Origin of the sequence: Paenibacillus validus NBRC 15382, from assembly GCF_004000985.1 — a bacterium.
Lineage (GTDB): Bacteria > Bacillota > Bacilli > Paenibacillales > NBRC-103111 > Paenibacillus_G > Paenibacillus_G validus.
Map to the genome: position 1 here is coordinate 62,785 of NZ_BIMH01000008.1, position 16,724 is coordinate 79,508.

The following is a 16,724-nucleotide window of genomic DNA, read 5'->3' on the forward strand; positions in this document are numbered from 1 at the left end:
TTCTTTTTAAGAAGAGAGGGGGACATCCCGTTATGAAATGGCTTCGTCATTGGCTCGAGATCATCGCCGGCAGCTGTCTGGCCGTTGTTGTCGTTGTTACCTTTCTGCAAGTGCTGTTCCGGTTTGTACTCAAAATTCCAACGCCTTGGACAGAGGAAGTCACACGCTTTGCGTTTGCTTATATGGCCTTTATCGGCGCCGTGCTCGGCACGAAATATCACAGTCATTTGAATGTTGACGTAATTAATCAGCTTCCGCCGAAAATCCGCACTGCGGTGACCGCTGTCGGATATATGGTTACGATTGCTTTCGTCGCGTTCTTCACCTATTACGGCTGGGTTCACACGATGAACTCCAAATTGCAAACGACACCGACGCTTCAAGTGTCGTTGATGTACATGTATATCATCATGCCAATCTCCGGCGTGCTGATGCTGTATTACTTGGTTAAGGCGTTTGCCCAAGAAGTTCGCGGGAAACGGCAAGGGGGCGAAGTAGCATGATTTGGCTTCTAGGCTTATTGTTCGTACTTTTTTTCTTTCGGGTGCCCATTGCGTTTGCACTCGGCATTACCTCTCTGGTCGGGTTATGGCTGACCGATACGGATTTGGTTATTATTGCCCAAAAAACGTTCTCCGGCATCGATTCTTTCACGCTGGTCGCTATTCCCTTGTTTGTTTTGGCGGGTGAAATTATGACGGTGGGGGGCATCTCCAAGCGCCTCATCGATTTTGCGTCGCTGCTTGTCGGCCATTGGCCGGCGGGTCTGGCCATGGTCGCCGTACTGGCTTGTACGTTCTTCTCCGCTATCTCCGGTTCGGCGATAGCGGATGCAGCTGCCATCGGGGGGATTTTGATTCCGGCCATGGTATCGCAGGGGTATGACCGCCGATTCTCGGCGACTCTCGTCGCTTCGGCCTCCACCATCGGTCCCGTTATTCCTCCGTCGATCCCGTTCATTTTGTTCGGCGTTATGGCCAGCGTATCGATCGGCGATTTGTTCCTGGCAGGTGTCGCACCGGGGATTCTGATGGCTGCCGTACTCATGATCTACGTGTACTATTACGGTAAGAAAAACAACATTCGCGGACGGGATAAGATGGCTTCCCGCAAGGAGATTGCTGCCGGCTTCAAGGATGCGTTCCTGGCGCTGCTACTCCCGGTTATTATTATAGGCGGCTTCCGTTCCGGGATGTTTACCGCGACGGAGTCCGGTGTCATCGCCGTCATCTATGCGCTGATTATCGGGTCCTTTGTTTATAAGGAGCTGAACTTCAAAAAGCTGCGGAAGGTACTGCTTGATTCCGCGCTCAGCTCGGCAACGATCTTGTTCGTCATCGCCAATGCGACGCTGTTCACTTGGTTGCTTACATTCCACGACATTCCGGATCAACTCGGAGCGCTGGTAAGCAGCATCTCGGATCAGCAGTGGGTAATCCTGCTTTTGATCAACATTGTACTTCTGATTGCGGGAACGTTCATCGATACGATCTCGGCGTTGACCATCTTTACTCCGCTGTTCCTGCCTATCGCTCTGGCAGCCGGCATTGACCCGATTCACTTGGGCGTCATCATCGTGGTTAACCTGACGATCGGCATGATTACACCGCCGCTTGGCGTTTGCTTATTCGTGACTTCTTCGATTGCGAAAGTCAATTTGGCGCAAATGGTTCGACCTTTGTTGCCGCAATTTTTAGTTTTACTTGTTGTGCTTATCATCATAACGTACTTCCCTCAGGTATCCTTGTTCCTGCCTCACTTGTTCGGCGGGTAGTAGATTCCAGGCGGGTTTCCCATTCGGGAGCCCGCCTATGAGTGTTCCAACTTTTATCAGTTTTCTATATAGGAGGCAAACTTCAAATGAAATGGTTTCATAATCTTAAAATTCCTGTGAAATTTGTTGTTTGTTTTATTGCTTTTTTAATCATTCTCATAGTGGCTAATATCGGTTCCTTGAGAAATACACAGACGATTCACAGCAATTTGGTTGATATTTATGAAAATAATTTGAGCATGGTTGAGCAGCTGAATGAGCTCTCCGGCTCGATTCATCGGATCAACACCGCCGTAGGCAGTTATTTGCTGGTGACGGATGCGGATTCAAGAAAGAAGCAATTGGAGAAAGTCGATTTGGAAACGAAAAGTGTGACTGAAAAACTGGGCGCTTTGGATAACCGATCTTTAACGCAGGGTGAGAAGGACGAGCTGCAGCTGTTAAGCTCATTGTGGGAATCGTTCCAGCCGACCGTTAACAATGTGTTTCAACTCGTGAACCAAAATCAGATGGAGCAGGCCAAATCGATGTTTGATAAGCAGCTCTTGGCCAAGGAAGAAGGGATTGAAGAAATCTTCCAGGAGCTGCTCAAGACGAATCAACAGCAAGCGGAGTCCAAATATCTATCTTCGATTGATAAACATCAGGAAGTGAAGCGGAGTACCCTCATTTTGATGGTCGTATCGCTTATTATTTTCAGTGTGATGGGACTTGTGTTGACGTATTCGATCGTCCTGCCTATCCGCCAGCTTTTGAAGGCATTTAAGCGTGTGGAGGAAGGGGATCTATCCCAACCTGTCGAGATCCAGCGTAGGGATGAACTTGGATTGCTGGCTAACGGGTTTGAGATTATGAGGGAAAGCGTCGCCTCTATTGTGTCCCAAACGAAGCAAACGGTCGGCACGCTCTCTCATGTATCCGATGGCATCCGGGAGTACGCATTGACGACAGCCCAATCTTCCCAGGAGATTTATGGAGGCCTGGAACGGGCGGCTGATCACTCCAGGGAGCAAAAAGAGAAGGTTCATGAGGATGTCGTTGTGATTAAAGAAATGTCCGCCGGGTTGAAGCAGATGGCTGCGAGCATCGATGAAGTCAGCAACCTGTCCTCGGATATGGAGATGCTGTCCAATCAAGGACAAACCTCCGTTAAGGGTACCTTGGAGAAAATGCAGCTCATCGAGCAAAAATCACGGGAAACCGAAAGCAAGATCGAGCAATTGGCCGACCGCTCCAAAGAAATTGACACCGTTATCGCCACAATCAAAAATATAGCGGAAGAAACGAACCTGCTGGCGCTCAATGCTTCGATCGAAGCAGCACGGGCCGGGGAAGCGGGCAGCGGCTTTGCTGTAGTTGCTCATGAGGTGCGTAAGCTGGCCGAGCATAGCCGAAGTGCCGCAGACCACGTGCGAAGCGTTGTTACCTACATCCAGGAGGATACAGGAAGCCTTCTTCAATCCAGCCAAGCCTGGATCCTCGAAATGAATGAGGGGCAGCAGAAGGTGGGCGAAGTCTCAGAGGCGTTCCGGCAAATGAACGGTTGGATCGAAAGAATCAACGGCATGATCCAGGACATCTCGGCAGGCATAGAGGAAATGGCTGCAGGCAGCGAGCAGATGGACATTTCCATGAAACGAATCGAGGACTATTCGGCCGGTGTGAATGAAGTGACCCGGGAATATTCGGAGAAGTCCGGTCAACAGGCACTCATGATGGATAAGGTTAACAGCTCCGTTGAGGAGTTGGCGAAGCTCTCCCATCGCCTGCAAACCATCGTGAACCGGTTTGTTACGGATTCCGTAGCGGAGGCTTGAAGCCTTCCCCGTCGTTATCCGAAATAACCTCAGCAAATTACCGTTTTGTCCCAAGCTTACATAACTTATTCACGCGCCGAGCGGGAATCGGGGGTTGCCCCCTGTTCTCCTCGGCTCTTTCATTACGGGAACGGTATCCGGTCGCCTTATAGAGCTTATATATTATAGGCGTTTACCATATAGATCATAAACCATTTATGCGGTTAACAAGTATCATTAAGGTTGATAATTGAATGATGAAAGCGAAGGGAAAACCAACATATTCCTTATCGTATTTTCTTTAGGTATATATAGTGTCGGCGGAAAATTGCAGAAGTTGTAATTCGGTAACGGAGGGGATCTTGTGGATCATTTTCGGGATTTCTTTGATTTATCTTTAGATATCATGATGATCATTGATTTTAACGGTAATCTTGTCGAAGTCAATCATTCGTTTTCAAGAATTTTGGGGGAAAATGAATCATGGACCTCACTGGAACAAGTGTTCGCTTGCCTTCATCCTGACGATGTGGATAATTCTGCGTTGGAAGTGCAGAAGCTCATCCGGGGACAAGCGACGGTGTCCTTTTTAAACCGCTATCGGAATGTGGAACAAACCTACAAGTGGATTCAATGGACGTGCTCAGTCAATCGGGAAGCGCAGCTTATCTATGCGATCGGCCGGGATATAACGGGAATTCATATCGATACATATCATTTGCTTAGTTCGATGTCGGCAAGTATTGCTCATGAAGTAAGAAATCCGATGACTACGGTGAAGGGATATCTGCAGTTACTGATGGAGAAAGAAGATTGGGGTTCGTATAAAGATACGTTCCTCTTAATGGTTAGTGAGCTGGACCGGGCGAATGCCATCATTTCACAATATCTTTCATTGGCGAATAATAAATTTATCGAGAAACGACAACATAATCTAAACAGCATCATTGAATACATGCTGCCTTTAATCGAATCCGATGCTAGTAAGGGGGATGTATGTATTATCGCCGCATTAGGGACGATCCCCGATTTGATGTTGGATGAACAAGAGATTCGGCAATTGATGCTTAACCTGAGTCGGAATGCGATAGAAGCCATGAATCATGGCGGGCATTTAACCTTCAAAACTTATACGGAGGCCGAAGAAATTATTTTAGAAATATCGGATGAAGGTGAGGGAATCCCGCCTGAAGTCCGTAGAGAAATATTCAATCCTTTCTTCACGACGAAGGAAACGGGGACCGGCCTCGGGCTTGCCGTGTCCCGCTCCATTGCGGAACGGCATAGGGCCCGGTTAGAAGTCAAACAATCAGGCAGGGAAGGAACAACGTTCGTGGTCAGGTTTCCCTTCAGTCGTGAAAGTATCTGTAGTCCAGGAGAGCTAGCGAATGAATCAACTATCCAATTCAACCTATGAGATCGCGCAAGTCTGTTTATTGGCCGGCAAGATCATGCTGGAGAACGGCGGGGAAACGTACCGGGTGGAAGATACGATGACACGCGTTGCAGATGCATTCGGTGTACGGCATGCTCACAGCTTTGTAACCCCGACGGGGATTATATTTTCGATAGACGGCCCGGAACAGACAACCCGATTAATCCGAATATCCGAACGTTCAACGGATTTGCGTAAAGTTACGGTCGTGAACGCCATTTCCCGAAAAATTAGCCAGGGGGAATTATCGGTGACAGAGGCCTATCGGTTATTGGAAGAAATCGATGGGGCGAACCCCGGGTATCCGCTTTGGTTCAAAATCGCAGCGGCAGCCGTGGCAAGCGCCTGCTTTTTAATCATGTTTGGCGGGGCATGGGGTGATTTTATCCCTACTTTTCTATGCGGAGGAGCGGGCTTTTCCTTCCTGGTCTATTTTCACCGATGGGTGCCGATTAAGTTTTTCGCCGAGTTTCTGGCGTCTTTAATCATTGGTTCGACGGCCTATTTGTTCTTGAGAACAGGTTTCGGTCATGATTTGGATAACATGATCATCGGCTCCGTCATGCCGTTGGTACCGGGACTTCTGATTACCAATGCCGTCCGGGATTTAATGGCCGGGCATTTTGTTTCCGGGGTTTCGAAAGGGGCGGAAGCGTTCTTAACCGCATTTGCGATTGGAGCCGGCATCGCCTTTGTTCTTTCTTTTTACAGCGGGGAGGGGATCGGATGATCGGCGAACAGCTCTTGATGAGCTTCATTGCTTCGGCGGCCTTTGCAATCCTCTTCAATGGTCCTAAGGGGACGCTGGTACAGTGCGGCTTTGTCGGGATGTTCGGCTGGCTGTTATATATTTCCTTGCTGAAGGTTCCCGCCGATCCGATCTTGGCCACGATGATTGCCTCTTTTTTTGTTGCGGTGACGAGCCAATTTTTTGCCAAGATGTATAAAACCCCCATCACTGTATTCAGCGTGGCGGGTATCATCCCGTTAGTTCCCGGCGGATTGGCTTATGATACGATGCGGAACGTGGTCGAGAACCAGTATGATTTAGCCGTGCAGCTGGCAGCCAAAGCCTTTATGTTGTCGGGGGCGATCGCCATGGGTCTGGTTTTTTCGGAGGTGATGCACCACGTGATCCGAAAGTCGCGGCTGTAGGCTTATGCGAAAGATACGATGAGTGAGGAAAACTGGATAAAGCGAACTCGCGGGGCCTGCTGAGAAACGATCAGCGGGCTTATTGTGCTGGACGTTACCTGCGCTTAAGTGTGATCCTGGCGAACAGGTTCCTTTTTTTTTGCAAAAAGGTGTTAACATAAACGGGCTTCATTCGTGTTCTACTCAGAAAGGAGGAACGGTATGAGGTGGATTCATTAGATGATGTATTGAAGGAAAAAGCAACAAGCATCTTTCGCTATCTGAGGAAGATGGGCGTATCCCATGAAGATGCTCAGGATGTGGTTCAAGATACGCTCTGTAAGGTCATCCTCCTGCTTCATGAGCTGGATCGCGACCGTCTCGGTCCATGGATGTTTCGGGTAGCTTACAATCAGTACATCGATCTGGTCCGGAAGAGAAAAAGAAGAGCGGAAATTCCTATAGAAACGCTGGAGTTCATAAGCAAGCGTTCCTTGGAGGATGAGGTGTTGAACCACGAGTGCAAAGAAGACATTCAGGCCACGATGGAGCAAATGAACCCGAAGTATAAGCACATGCTGATTTTGAAATACGAATGCGATTTTAGTTATAAGGAAATGGCCGAAGTGTTCAGCACCACGGAAGAGGTAGTGAAAATGTCTTTATATCGGGCGCGGCAGCAATTTCAGCAACTATATAGGAGGGTTCAACATGAGCACGGATGATCAATTTGAGCTGGGAAGCGATCGGATGGACGGGCTGCTGAAGAAAGCGAAGAGAAAGAGCATAGGGAGACAAGCCGGGATATCCGCGTTGGTCGTGATGATCGTGTTAGCCGGATATGTCGGAGCCAGAGGATATTTACTAAACGAAGTAAGCCGCGGCCAACTGGAGCGGGATATCGCCGTGATGAAGCGCATTACCCAGCCCAATGTGGAGGTTATGCAGAGCACCACGGTGAGTGAGGGACTCTTCCGAAATACCGTTCAGTATCGCAGCTATAAGCTGATCGAAGGACAGCCGGTTAAATGGGAGGACCGCTTGTATGAATATTCGATGTGGAACACCTTTCATCCATTAAATAGACCCGTTCCAATCGAACGTGACACGCAGAGACTGGAGGAGGCTCATATTAGCTTCAATGCAGAGACAGCGCAAAGGGAATTGCGGTTTTACTTGCCTTCTCATCCCTATCCCTATATAGCCCAGGACGTCGATAAGCTCGACAGAAAGGAGAACAAGGTTGCGGAGATCGCCGTATCTTTCGATAAACCTTACACGGTAGAGCAGATCAAGGGCATGCTTCCGAACGGTGTACATGCGCAGTGGTACTGGGTGGATGCTTATGATGAGCAATCGGTTGATGAGCGGAAGTCCCCCGAACATGCGGGGGCGGTGTACGGATTTAAGGCTGAAGACCGCGGCTTGGAAGGAGGGGACGGCAGCGAGAAAGATTTCATCCTCGCGGTACAGAACGGATTGAGAGTAAGCAGGAAATACCGCGAAGAATTTCAGAAGCTGTATGATTACTTGCGTGCCGGCAAGTCCGAACCTACGGTACAGGATATCCGGATTCTGGGGGTTGTCGTCACCGGGACGGCCAAGGATCTGCAGCAGCTCAAGGGGCTCCCGTTCGCGCGGGCCACCGTGCAAGGCGCCATGACAGACGAAATGTAGAGGAAAGAAATCTTAAATCATCAAGTTTGCCAGATTATTAACGATGGAAAGGGTTGTGTTCATCTATGAAAAAGTTCTATCTCATCATCTCCGCATTTGTTACCGTTATATCCGGCTGCGGGCCGAGCTCTCAGGCTGAACCGAAGACTTTCGACCTGCCCTGGTTTCCGTCCATGGAAGCCAGTCCGGGCAAAGCTTCGTACGTCTTGAATGACGGAGATCTGGTGGCGGCCAAAGCTTACTATGACCTGGAAATGGCGGGCAGCGGATGGAAGGCATCCAGCGATTCCAAAGGCAAGAACGGAGAGGTTGACTGGACTATGACCGAGTGGAAAAAGGCCGGCAGCATCATCCGGATTAACTACTTGGACCACCCGGATAAGGACAGCAAGGATTATATCCTGTTCGAGGATACGAACGGCCATGTCCTTGAAATCCGGAAGAAGTGATGCTCCGATTCCGGGGCATAGACAATCTTATAAATCGTGTGACGCCTACAACACCTTCATCATACACTGAATCATATGATGCAAGGAGGATGACTGCTGTGAGTATGCCGCAAATTCCTGAAGAAAAGTTCAGGCCCTCGCTTGAAGAAGTCGTAATCGATCTGTTGGCATCTATTGCATTAGAAGAAACGGCATTATCGCATTTAATTCATGCCGAGGCTGAAAAAATACAGATGTTCGTCGGGCAATATAAAGATAGTTCTTTTATTTCAAGCAAAGAAATAGTAGCCGTCAACCAATCCGTTAACCGCATGATGGAAACGATTGTCATGAAGGAATGGCTGCTGCTTAAGAAACTGGAGGATGTCTTGCAGATTGAAGTTCAGGAAGAATGGGATGAAGAGTAAAGGGGACGAGTGCGTTGCTGAACAGCATACAGAATAGCTTCAAAAGCTGCTGCCGTTCGCATCTTTCCATGGAAGATGCCGTATTCCACATGCTCGGCGCCGCCGCCTTGCTGGCGAAAGTGTCCGGGGAGCGAAAGTTCCAAAGCCCTGAATCCAGCAGCATCAATACATTGGAGGCTACCTCAGCCTTCTTGCTGCATGTTGTAACTGATCTTCAGGGCATACTGTACCGGAAGCTCCATGTTCTATTGCGGCATCAATCGGAGTTTGGCGAAGACGGGCTGCGATGGGATGCGGACAAAGAAAAGATGCTTCAAGGGAATGTGCGCAGCCTGATCCCCCATATAGCCCCCGGTAATTCCCGGCAGGAATATCTGGTGTACACCATGACTCAGCTTATGGGCTACTACGAAAAGAAGCGCAAGCTGCTTACAGCTTTCGCTCCCGGTCATGCCCCTTCCGCGAGTCCGTGGATGACCGAGAGTGAAGAGGTTTGGCGAAGTCCGATCGATAACAGGAAGAGCAGGACAGAGGCACCGGTTGTTGACTGATGATAGGATGCTCAAGATTACGTATTGTAGTCATTCAGGGTAACCGGTCTGGGTGTCCTCCTATTCGATAGGTTGGCTGGTTATGTCCCGATTAGCGATTTTTAGGCGTTGCCTGAATGAGATTTAACACATTCTCAAATCGGTAGTTCAGAAGCATGTCTTTGTTGATGACATCCTGCAAGGTTTTGCGCACGCTGGCATTCAATGCAAGCAGGTCGGATAAAGATACAGCGGTCGGCGAGAAGCTGGCGCCAGCGCCATCCGCCTTGGTTGTTAAAGTTCCTACTAGGAATTGCGATCTTTCTGCCTCTGCATTCATAATATACGCAAGCGCAAACTCCTCCTGAGCAATGGAAGCCAGCAAGAGAGGTACCGTTTGATCCAAGGTCATCGTGTGGTTAGGAATAGCAGCCTGAGACATGGTCTCACCTCTTTCTATAGGTTAATACATATATATGGTGGATTTCCAATCTGGACACGGGCGTATGCCTTAGTCGCCAAGGATTTGTTTCGTTCAGATAAGTGTACAAGGCATAGGACGGGGAAAGTTCCTTTGCGGCAAATCGGGGGAAAATATGAAGTGCAAAAGTTTTTGTGAGCAAGCCAAAAGAAAAGCACCTCCAATTGTTAGATGTGTGTCTAACAATTGGGGTGCAGTTCACTGCCACGCGGCTCCTTGATTGGAGAGGTTACTTATCGTTTTTACAAATCAAAACGGACAGAATGCAGAAGTTAGGAAAATTTAAAAGCATGAAAATGAGCTAATTTCTCTAAAGCCAAGTGCCAAGGGCATCCAAAACCTACCGGTCCACCAATAACCAGTAACCGAAAAACCTCCCACAAAAATTGGGTAAAACCAGAAGCGGTTCCCATTAGTAAGCCAAACAAAAGTGTTTCGATGCAAGCAACGGGAAATCGCTCTGGGGTCAACAGCAAAAGCAGAAATGGGTGGTTCAAAAGGTGGAGGAGGGAATACTGGTCCCTGTTGTCCAGTCGATCCAGGTGGTGGTCCAGGCGGAGGCATAAACGCCATTCGATTTCACTCCTTTTCTAAATTGGGCTAAAGCAGTATATGTAGGAATGAATTCTTCGGATTGGGCTGATGCCCAGCAGGACCTATATACACAAACCATTGGCGCTTCGCATAATAAAAGAGTTGTACGGTTAAAGGGAGTAAAGCTGTTCCGCTGCTGCTGTCCAAAAATCTTCTGATGAACGTATTGACATGATTTGAATAATCATATATCTTTAATTAAAGATAATTTAAATTAAGATATTAAGGGGAGGTGATTTCAATGACGATTCATCTGGATGATTCCAGTTTGAGATCCCTGAAGCTGTTCGTTGTACTTTCCAAAGCATACAAGACCGTTATGGACCGGGCTGTCAAAGATATGAAGCAATACGGGTTGTCCTCTTCCGAATTTACGATTCTTGAATTGTTGTATACGAAGGGGAAAGTTCCTTTACAGCAAATCGGGGAAAAAATATTAATTACAAGCGGAAGCATAACCTACAATATCGACAAGCTGGAGAAGAAGGGACTATTGAAACGCGTACCGTGCAAGGAGGACCGAAGGGTCATTTATGCGGAAATTACGGAGGAGGGGAATGCATGGTTTGACCGTATTTTTCCCAAGCATGCCGCGGTGATCGACTCCTTCATGAAGGCTCTGTCGCCCGATGAAAAGCAAGCCGCGATCGAACTGCTCAAGAAGCTGGGAAAAGGGGCGGAGGATGGCTAGACGCGTGGCTCGATAGTTTTGCCTAATATCTTAAATTAAAGATTATTGAAATTAAAATATATGGAGGGTCATTGTCATGTTGTCTCTTGGATTATTAGTGGTTCGTCTGGTCGTTGGATTATTGTTTATCGGGCATGGAGCACAGAAGTTGTTCGGCTGGTTCGGCGGTTACGGCCCGAAAGGAACGGGCGGATGGATGGAATCGGTAGGAATTAAGCCGGGAGTTACGATGGCCGTGTTGGCCGGGCTGATGGAGCTGCTTGGAGGCGCACTGCTTGCTGCAGGACTGTTTACTCCGCTGGCCGCTGCGCTCATTACCGTGACTATGCTTGGCGCGATTGTCAAAGTACACGGCAAGAACGGCGTTTGGTCGACAACCAACGGTTATGAATACCCGCTCGTTCTGATTGCGGTCGCCATCGCAGTCGCCTTGACTGGCGCGGGCTCGTATTCTTTGGATGCACTTCTGAACTAAACCGGCATGATGGGTACGGCCTATGGATGGATAGGAACAAGTAGGGGAAATTAATGAATTAAGGGAGGACTTTACATGACGCTAAGAACGGCTGGCATTCATCACATTACCGCATTTGCAAGCAATCCGCAGGCGAACGTCGATTTCTACGCGGGTGTTCTCGGACTTCGCTTGGTGAAGAGAACGATCAACTTCGATGCTCCGGAAGTGTATCACCTGTACTTCGGCAATGAAGCAGGAAGCCCCGGAACCATTATCACGTTCTTTCCTTGGCCGCAAGCGCGCAGGGGACGAATCGGAGGCGGCCAAGTGGGCATAACGACATATGTCGTGCCGCAAGGCTCGCTAGGCTTCTGGGAGAGTCGTCTGGAAGGCTTCGGCGTTCCGGTTAAGAAAGTAACCCGGTTCTCGGAGAACTACCTTCAATTCACGGACAATGAGGGCTTAGGCCTTGAACTCGTCGAACGTGAAGAGGGACCGAACAGCGGCTGGTCGTTCGGCGGCATTCCGGCTGATAAGGCGATCAAGGGTTTTGGCGGCGCCGTTCTATTCAGCGTCAACCCGAAGAGAACGATGGACGCGTTGGAACATTTGCTTGGTTTGAGCAAGGTCGCCGAAGATGTCGCGTATGCCCGTTACCGGTCGTTCGGCGATATCGGCAACGTTATCGATGTGCCGCTCTCGGCCATGAACGGAGGCAGCGACGGCGCCGGAACCGTTCATCATATCGCTTGGCGGGCCCACGATTTCGAGCAGCATGCGGAGTGGAGAAATTCGGTGGAGAAGTATGGTTATCGCCCGACCCCTATCGTAGACCGCCAATATTTCAATGCGCTTTATTTCCGCGAGGCCGGGGGCGTACTGTTCGAGATCGCTACGGATCCGCCGGGATTTGCTTTAGATGAGCCTGCCGACGCGTTAGGCGAGAAGCTGATGCTGCCGGAGTGGTTTGAGCCGCATCGTTCCCAAATTGAGGCGAACCTGCTCCCGATCGAAGTGCGGGTATTGGAGGAGAAGCAGAAATGAACCATATTTTTGACAAGGGGACCCGCCAAGAGGCGCCGACCTTGGTTCTTTTCCACGGCACCGGGGGAACGGAACGCGATCTGCTGCCGCTAGCCAAGCATATCGCGCCAGAGTCCTCCGTTCTCAGCCTTAGGGGCAATGTGCTGGAAAACGGGATGCCGCGTTTTTTCCGGCGCTTGGCGGAAGGCGTATTCGATGAGGAGGATTTGATCTTCCGTACGAAGGAAGTGCACGATTTTCTGGATCAGGCCGCAAGTCAATATGGCTTCGACCGCGGCAATCTCGTGGCGGTAGGGTACTCCAATGGAGCGAATATCGCAGGCAGCCTGCTCTTCCATTATGAACACACCTGGAAAGGCGCCATTCTCCACCATCCGATGGTTCCGCGGAGAGGGATTCCGATTCCGGATTTGTCCGGTACTCCGGTCTTTATCGGCGCCGGGACTAATGATCCGATATGTCCGGCGCGGGAAACCGAAGAGCTTCAAGAGCTTCTCGGCGGAGCGGGCGCATCCGTTACGGTACATTGGGAGCGTTACGGACATCAATTGACGTCTACGGAAGCGGCCGCGGCCGCGTTATGGTTTCGCAAGCACTTCACCGAATATTCCGATATCGACGGGAGATAACGATGATATCTATAGATCCGGCCGCTCAGAGCGAGCGGGACAATTATAAGCTGTTGATCGGGAGTATCGTCCCCAGGCCGATCGCGTTGGTGACTACGCTATCGAAGGACGGGGTATTGAATGCGGCTCCTTTCAGTTACTTCTCGATTGTAGCGAGCCAGCCGCCTATGCTCTCAGTAGCTGTTCAGCGGAACCAAGGCGCGATGAAAGATACGGCGAGGAACGCGATTGAGGCCGGCGCCCTGGTTATTCATATTACGGACGAATCGATCATCGGCCAAGTGAATGAAACGGCGGCCAATTTACCCTCGTTCGAGAGCGAAGTTGCAAGGGCGGGCTTCACGCCGGTTGCCAGTGACACGATCGGCGTACCGGGGGTGAAGGAAGCCAAAATCCGTATGGAATGCTTGCTCGAACAAGCGATACCGCTTGGCGGTGCCGGCAGTCAACCCGCCTGCGATTTGCTGATCGTCCGCGTCGTCCGCTTCCACCTGGCGGAGGACGTCTATGTGAACGGTTATATCGATCCCGGCAAACTGAATCCGGTCAGTCGCATGGCAGGTAATTATTATGCCAAGCTAGGCTCCATGTTTGCCATGGAGCGTCCTGAATAATACTTCCGTAAGCCACTTGTTGAAAGTGGCTTTTTCATTTTCCGCTTGTGCCGTTGATGTGGTACCGGTTCCCTAAGGGAAACCAGTGGTATGGGCAGCCTCATGGATAGGTGTTGACAGTAAAATGATTCCAACGTATACTCGTAAACATAAAGTATGGTACCGGTTTCATGACCCGTGTAGGCCGAATAATCGAGTTCCGGCTCTTCCTTGATTTGGATTGGTCGAGGTCTATTTTTACTTCGTGTGGTACCGGTTTCATATTATTGGGGCTATCATGCACCCGTTTGGGAAAGGGGGCTGTCAGTGACAACGATCCGGGATGTAGCGAAATTATCCGGGGTGTCCGCTTCAACGGTATCCCGCGTATTGAACAAGAATGGCTATGTGAATCAAGAAACCGAACACAAGGTGAAACAGGCCATACAGAAATTGCAGTATGAACCCAATGCTGTTGCAAGAGGGCTGGCGAGTAAAAAGACGGGAACGATCGCCCTAATACTCCCGAATATAACGAACCCGTTCTTCCCTGAATTGGCGAGAGCTGTCGAGGATGTGGCCCGTTCGTATGGGTATACCGTACTTTTTGGCAATTCGGACGATCAGGGAGACAAGGAGAAGTCGTACATCGAGGTTTTGAAGCAGCGGTATGTCGATGGCATTATTTTCTCTTCACATACGCTGCAAAGGGATGACGTCGTCCGCTTGAGAAGCAACAAGATCCCATTCGTGGTGCTGGATCGTGCTCCTGTTGGAGAAGCGTGCAGCGTTGTTCGTTCGAACAATTTGGAAGGGGCCAGGATGGCCGTCCGGCATTTACTGGATAGGGGATCCAGGAAGATTGCGCATATCTACGGTCCGCAGGAGATCTTGACGGCCAAAGAGCGGCTTAAAGGATACGAGGAGACGGTTAAAGATTTTGGGTGGTACACGCCGACCTTGATGGTGCCGGGGAATTTTCGTCTGGACGGCGGAATGTCTGCTGCGAAAGAGTTAATGCAGCGGCACCCGGATGTCGACGGGATTTTCGTAGGTAATGACCTGATGGCGGTAGGCGTATTAAAGACGCTGCTTCGGATGGGGATCAAGGTACCGGAGCAAGTGGCTGTTTGCGGGTTTGACGGGATTCATCTGACAGAGGCTGTCGAACCGGAAATCACGACCGTCGCCCAGCCGATCTATGAACTTGGCGCGTTAGCAACCAAGCTGCTTATTCAGAAAGTCAATGGGGTCGATGTGGAAAATAAGGTTCATGAATTAGAGGTAACCTTAATCCCGAGAGATTCAACAAGAAAGGACACGAGCTTATGAATCCAAATATCGTAGTTATTGGAAGTCTGAATATGGACATTGTGATCAATGTCGAGGAAATGCCTCATGAAGGCCAGACCATTCTGGGAACAGGGTTCTCGGAAATAGCCGGCGGCAAGGGCGCCAATCAAGCGGTAGCGATCGGAAAGCTGCAGGCCTCGGTCGGTATGATCGGCAAAGTCGGAGCGGATTCTTATGCTTCCGCCCTGCTCGATTCTTTGAAAGAAAGTAATGTAGACGCCCGGCATATTCTAACTTCTCCGAATAGAACGGGAGTCGCATTAGTGACGGTGAACCAAAGCGGGAAAAACCATATCGTTGTCGTCCCGGGGGCGAACTTTGACCTGACGCCGGACGATATCCGGAACCAAAGACACGTTATCGAACAATGCGAGATGGTCGTGCTGCAGCTGGAAGTTCCCATGGAAACCGTAAACTGCGCCCTTCAATTGGCGAAGGAAGCCGGCAAAACAACCATTTTAAATCCGGCTCCAGCGAAAATCATGGAGGAAGAGATGTTGAAGAACGTCGATATCTTGATCCCCAATGAACATGAATTGTCGGAAATATCCGGGATGGAGATTGCGGATGAACGTAGTCTCCAGGAAGCGGCCCGGTCCCTTCTGGCCAAAGGAGTGAAAGCGGTTCTGGTCACGCTGGGCGACAAGGGGTGCTGCTATGTGGATAAAGACCGTTTCCAGCTGTATCCGGCCCATCAAGTGAAGGCAAAGGATACGACGGCTGCAGGAGATAGCTTCATCGGCGGCTTTACGGCAAGCTACGTGAAGAACCGGGATATCGATATGGCGGTCAAGCAGGCGCAAATCGTAGCGGCCATCACGGTCACTCGCCCGGGCGCGCAAAGTTCATTGCCGACGCTGGAAGAAGTTCAGCGATTTGCCGTAGACAACGCTTAAGGATCAGTCAACGAAGGGGATGGCCCGGTAGCCCATATTGAAAAAAATTTGCAGCCTGGCGAAGAATAAGTGTATCCTAAAGAGGTTTTCATTTCGATTTTTTCCTGATTTATGAAAGGAGACAAGACCATGGCAAAAATAATCGGCATCGGGCCCCATTATCCGGCATTGCTGAAAGCGAAGAATTTCCCGCCGGATCACGTTCCTCATCTGTTCCTGAAGCCGATGACAACGATTGTACGCGACGGTCAGGAGATTCAAATCCCGAGCCAGGCTGAGAAAGTGATTGCAGAGGTGGAAATTGCCCTGCTGGTCAACCGTACCTTGCGTAACGTTACCGAGGAGGAAATGGCCGATTTGTCCGCGGTTGGCGGGTACGCAATCGCCAACGATTTAACGGCCGTCGGTCCGAAGGTGATGGGCGAAGGGAAAATTTATGATACGTTCACCCCGCTCGGGACATTCGTTAAGGTGGACGATCCGCTTTCCATTCGTATCGAAAGTTACCAGAACGGAGAATTAAAGCAATCGGCGTCCGCTTCCGAGATGGGCTTCTCTTTTGCCCGTATCCTCGCTTATTTTTCTTCCATTATTACCTTGGAGCAGGGGGATATTATTCTGACGGGGACACCCGCAGGCCCGTTTGAGATTCAGCCGGGAGACAAGATCGAAATTCGCAGTCCGCAGTTGGGCGTTGTCACAAACAAGGTTCGTTCCTAATACGGAGCATACAAGCCGCAGCGGCTCACAGCTTATCCAAACAAACATCCCGATCCGTCAGGTA

Annotated in this window: 20 protein-coding genes; 19 read left to right on the forward strand and 1 reads right to left on the reverse strand. The window is 49.9% G+C overall.

The features are described 5' to 3' along the window. Window positions 1–32 precede the first annotated feature (32 nt). The 11 genes from PVA01S_RS08160 (at window position 33) to PVA01S_RS08210 (ending at window position 9,223) form a co-directional block, all read left to right on the forward strand. Window positions 33–503 (forward strand): TRAP transporter small permease, encoded by a 471-nt coding sequence (locus tag PVA01S_RS08160; protein WP_127606708.1) that lies wholly within the window; start codon window positions 33–35, stop codon window positions 501–503. Further along, window positions 500–1,774, forward strand: a complete 1,275-nt coding sequence (locus PVA01S_RS08165) for a TRAP transporter large permease (RefSeq protein WP_127606710.1) — start codon at window positions 500–502, stop codon at window positions 1,772–1,774. The genes PVA01S_RS08160 and PVA01S_RS08165 overlap by 4 nt, the downstream gene beginning before the upstream one ends. Before the next feature lie 86 nt (window positions 1,775–1,860). After that, on the forward strand, window positions 1,861–3,591 hold the full coding sequence (locus PVA01S_RS08170) for a methyl-accepting chemotaxis protein (RefSeq protein WP_127606712.1): 1,731 nt from the start codon (window positions 1,861–1,863) through the stop codon (window positions 3,589–3,591). A 343-nt stretch (window positions 3,592–3,934) separates the two neighbouring features. After that, window positions 3,935–4,987 carry an ATP-binding protein gene (locus PVA01S_RS08175; RefSeq protein ID WP_127606713.1) on the forward strand — a complete coding sequence of 351 codons (1,053 nt, stop codon included), beginning with the start codon at window positions 3,935–3,937 and terminating at the stop codon, window positions 4,985–4,987. Further along, window positions 4,959–5,735, forward strand: coding sequence for a threonine/serine exporter family protein (locus PVA01S_RS08180; RefSeq protein WP_127606716.1), 777 nt, complete (start codon window positions 4,959–4,961; stop codon window positions 5,733–5,735). Before PVA01S_RS08175 ends, PVA01S_RS08180 begins: the two co-directional genes overlap by 29 nt. Next, window positions 5,732–6,160, forward strand: coding sequence for a threonine/serine exporter family protein (locus PVA01S_RS08185; protein WP_127606718.1), 429 nt, complete (start codon window positions 5,732–5,734; stop codon window positions 6,158–6,160). Before PVA01S_RS08180 ends, PVA01S_RS08185 begins: the two co-directional genes overlap by 4 nt. Window positions 6,161–6,366: 206 nt before the next feature. Beyond that, complete coding sequence (locus PVA01S_RS08190; RefSeq protein ID WP_054795754.1) at window positions 6,367–6,864, forward strand: RNA polymerase sigma factor; 498 nt, start codon at window positions 6,367–6,369, stop codon at window positions 6,862–6,864. Beyond that, window positions 6,851–7,816, forward strand: a complete 966-nt coding sequence (locus PVA01S_RS08195) for an anti sigma factor C-terminal domain-containing protein (protein ID WP_054795755.1) — start codon at window positions 6,851–6,853, stop codon at window positions 7,814–7,816. Before PVA01S_RS08190 ends, PVA01S_RS08195 begins: the two co-directional genes overlap by 14 nt. 65 nt (window positions 7,817–7,881) lie before the next feature. Next, entirely contained in the window at window positions 7,882–8,265 is a 384-nt protein-coding gene (locus tag PVA01S_RS08200; RefSeq protein ID WP_127606722.1) for a hypothetical protein, read from the forward strand. Between the two features lie 104 nt (window positions 8,266–8,369). Further along, on the forward strand, window positions 8,370–8,672 hold the full coding sequence (locus tag PVA01S_RS08205; RefSeq protein WP_230876189.1) for an alpha-helical endospore appendage domain-containing protein: 303 nt from the start codon (window positions 8,370–8,372) through the stop codon (window positions 8,670–8,672). A 14-nt stretch (window positions 8,673–8,686) separates the two neighbouring features. Next, window positions 8,687–9,223 carry a hypothetical protein gene (locus tag PVA01S_RS08210; RefSeq protein ID WP_054795757.1) on the forward strand — a complete coding sequence of 179 codons (537 nt, stop codon included), beginning with the start codon at window positions 8,687–8,689 and terminating at the stop codon, window positions 9,221–9,223. 91 nt (window positions 9,224–9,314) lie between these two features. On the opposite strand, the gene PVA01S_RS08215 is transcribed toward PVA01S_RS08210, so the two are convergent. Next, a complete protein-coding gene (locus PVA01S_RS08215; RefSeq protein ID WP_127606726.1) occupies window positions 9,315–9,644 on the reverse strand; it encodes an alpha-helical endospore appendage domain-containing protein in 330 nt (109 codons plus the stop codon). Window positions 9,645–10,518: 874 nt separating this feature from the next. Between PVA01S_RS08215 and PVA01S_RS08225 the strand changes: the two genes are divergently transcribed. The 8 genes from PVA01S_RS08225 to PVA01S_RS08260 all read left to right on the forward strand — a co-directional run bounded on the left by PVA01S_RS08225 (window position 10,519) and on the right by PVA01S_RS08260 (window position 16,660). Further along, window positions 10,519–10,968, forward strand: coding sequence for a MarR family winged helix-turn-helix transcriptional regulator (locus tag PVA01S_RS08225; RefSeq protein WP_127606730.1), 450 nt, complete (start codon window positions 10,519–10,521; stop codon window positions 10,966–10,968). Between the two features lie 76 nt (window positions 10,969–11,044). Beyond that, window positions 11,045–11,443, forward strand: a complete 399-nt coding sequence (locus PVA01S_RS08230) for a DoxX family protein (RefSeq protein WP_054799119.1) — start codon at window positions 11,045–11,047, stop codon at window positions 11,441–11,443. 75 nt (window positions 11,444–11,518) lie between these two features. Then, the gene (locus PVA01S_RS08235) at window positions 11,519–12,469 is read left to right on the forward strand and encodes a ring-cleaving dioxygenase (protein ID WP_127606732.1); all 951 of its coding nucleotides are present in this window, start codon (window positions 11,519–11,521) and stop codon (window positions 12,467–12,469) included. After that, window positions 12,466–13,098: an alpha/beta hydrolase gene (locus PVA01S_RS08240; protein ID WP_127606734.1), complete on the forward strand. Its 633-nt coding sequence runs from the start codon at window positions 12,466–12,468 to the stop codon at window positions 13,096–13,098. Before PVA01S_RS08235 ends, PVA01S_RS08240 begins: the two co-directional genes overlap by 4 nt. 2 nt (window positions 13,099–13,100) lie before the next feature. Continuing rightward, window positions 13,101–13,712: a flavin reductase family protein gene (locus tag PVA01S_RS08245; protein WP_127606736.1), complete on the forward strand. Its 612-nt coding sequence runs from the start codon at window positions 13,101–13,103 to the stop codon at window positions 13,710–13,712. A 306-nt stretch (window positions 13,713–14,018) separates the two neighbouring features. Beyond that, window positions 14,019–15,023 carry a LacI family DNA-binding transcriptional regulator gene (locus PVA01S_RS08250; RefSeq protein WP_127606738.1) on the forward strand — a complete coding sequence of 335 codons (1,005 nt, stop codon included), beginning with the start codon at window positions 14,019–14,021 and terminating at the stop codon, window positions 15,021–15,023. Continuing rightward, window positions 15,020–15,940, forward strand: a complete 921-nt coding sequence (gene rbsK, locus PVA01S_RS08255; protein ID WP_054795759.1) for a ribokinase — start codon at window positions 15,020–15,022, stop codon at window positions 15,938–15,940. Before PVA01S_RS08250 ends, rbsK begins: the two co-directional genes overlap by 4 nt. 129 nt (window positions 15,941–16,069) lie before the next feature. Continuing rightward, window positions 16,070–16,660, forward strand: coding sequence for a fumarylacetoacetate hydrolase family protein (locus PVA01S_RS08260; protein ID WP_054799122.1), 591 nt, complete (start codon window positions 16,070–16,072; stop codon window positions 16,658–16,660). Window positions 16,661–16,724 lie beyond the last annotated feature (64 nt).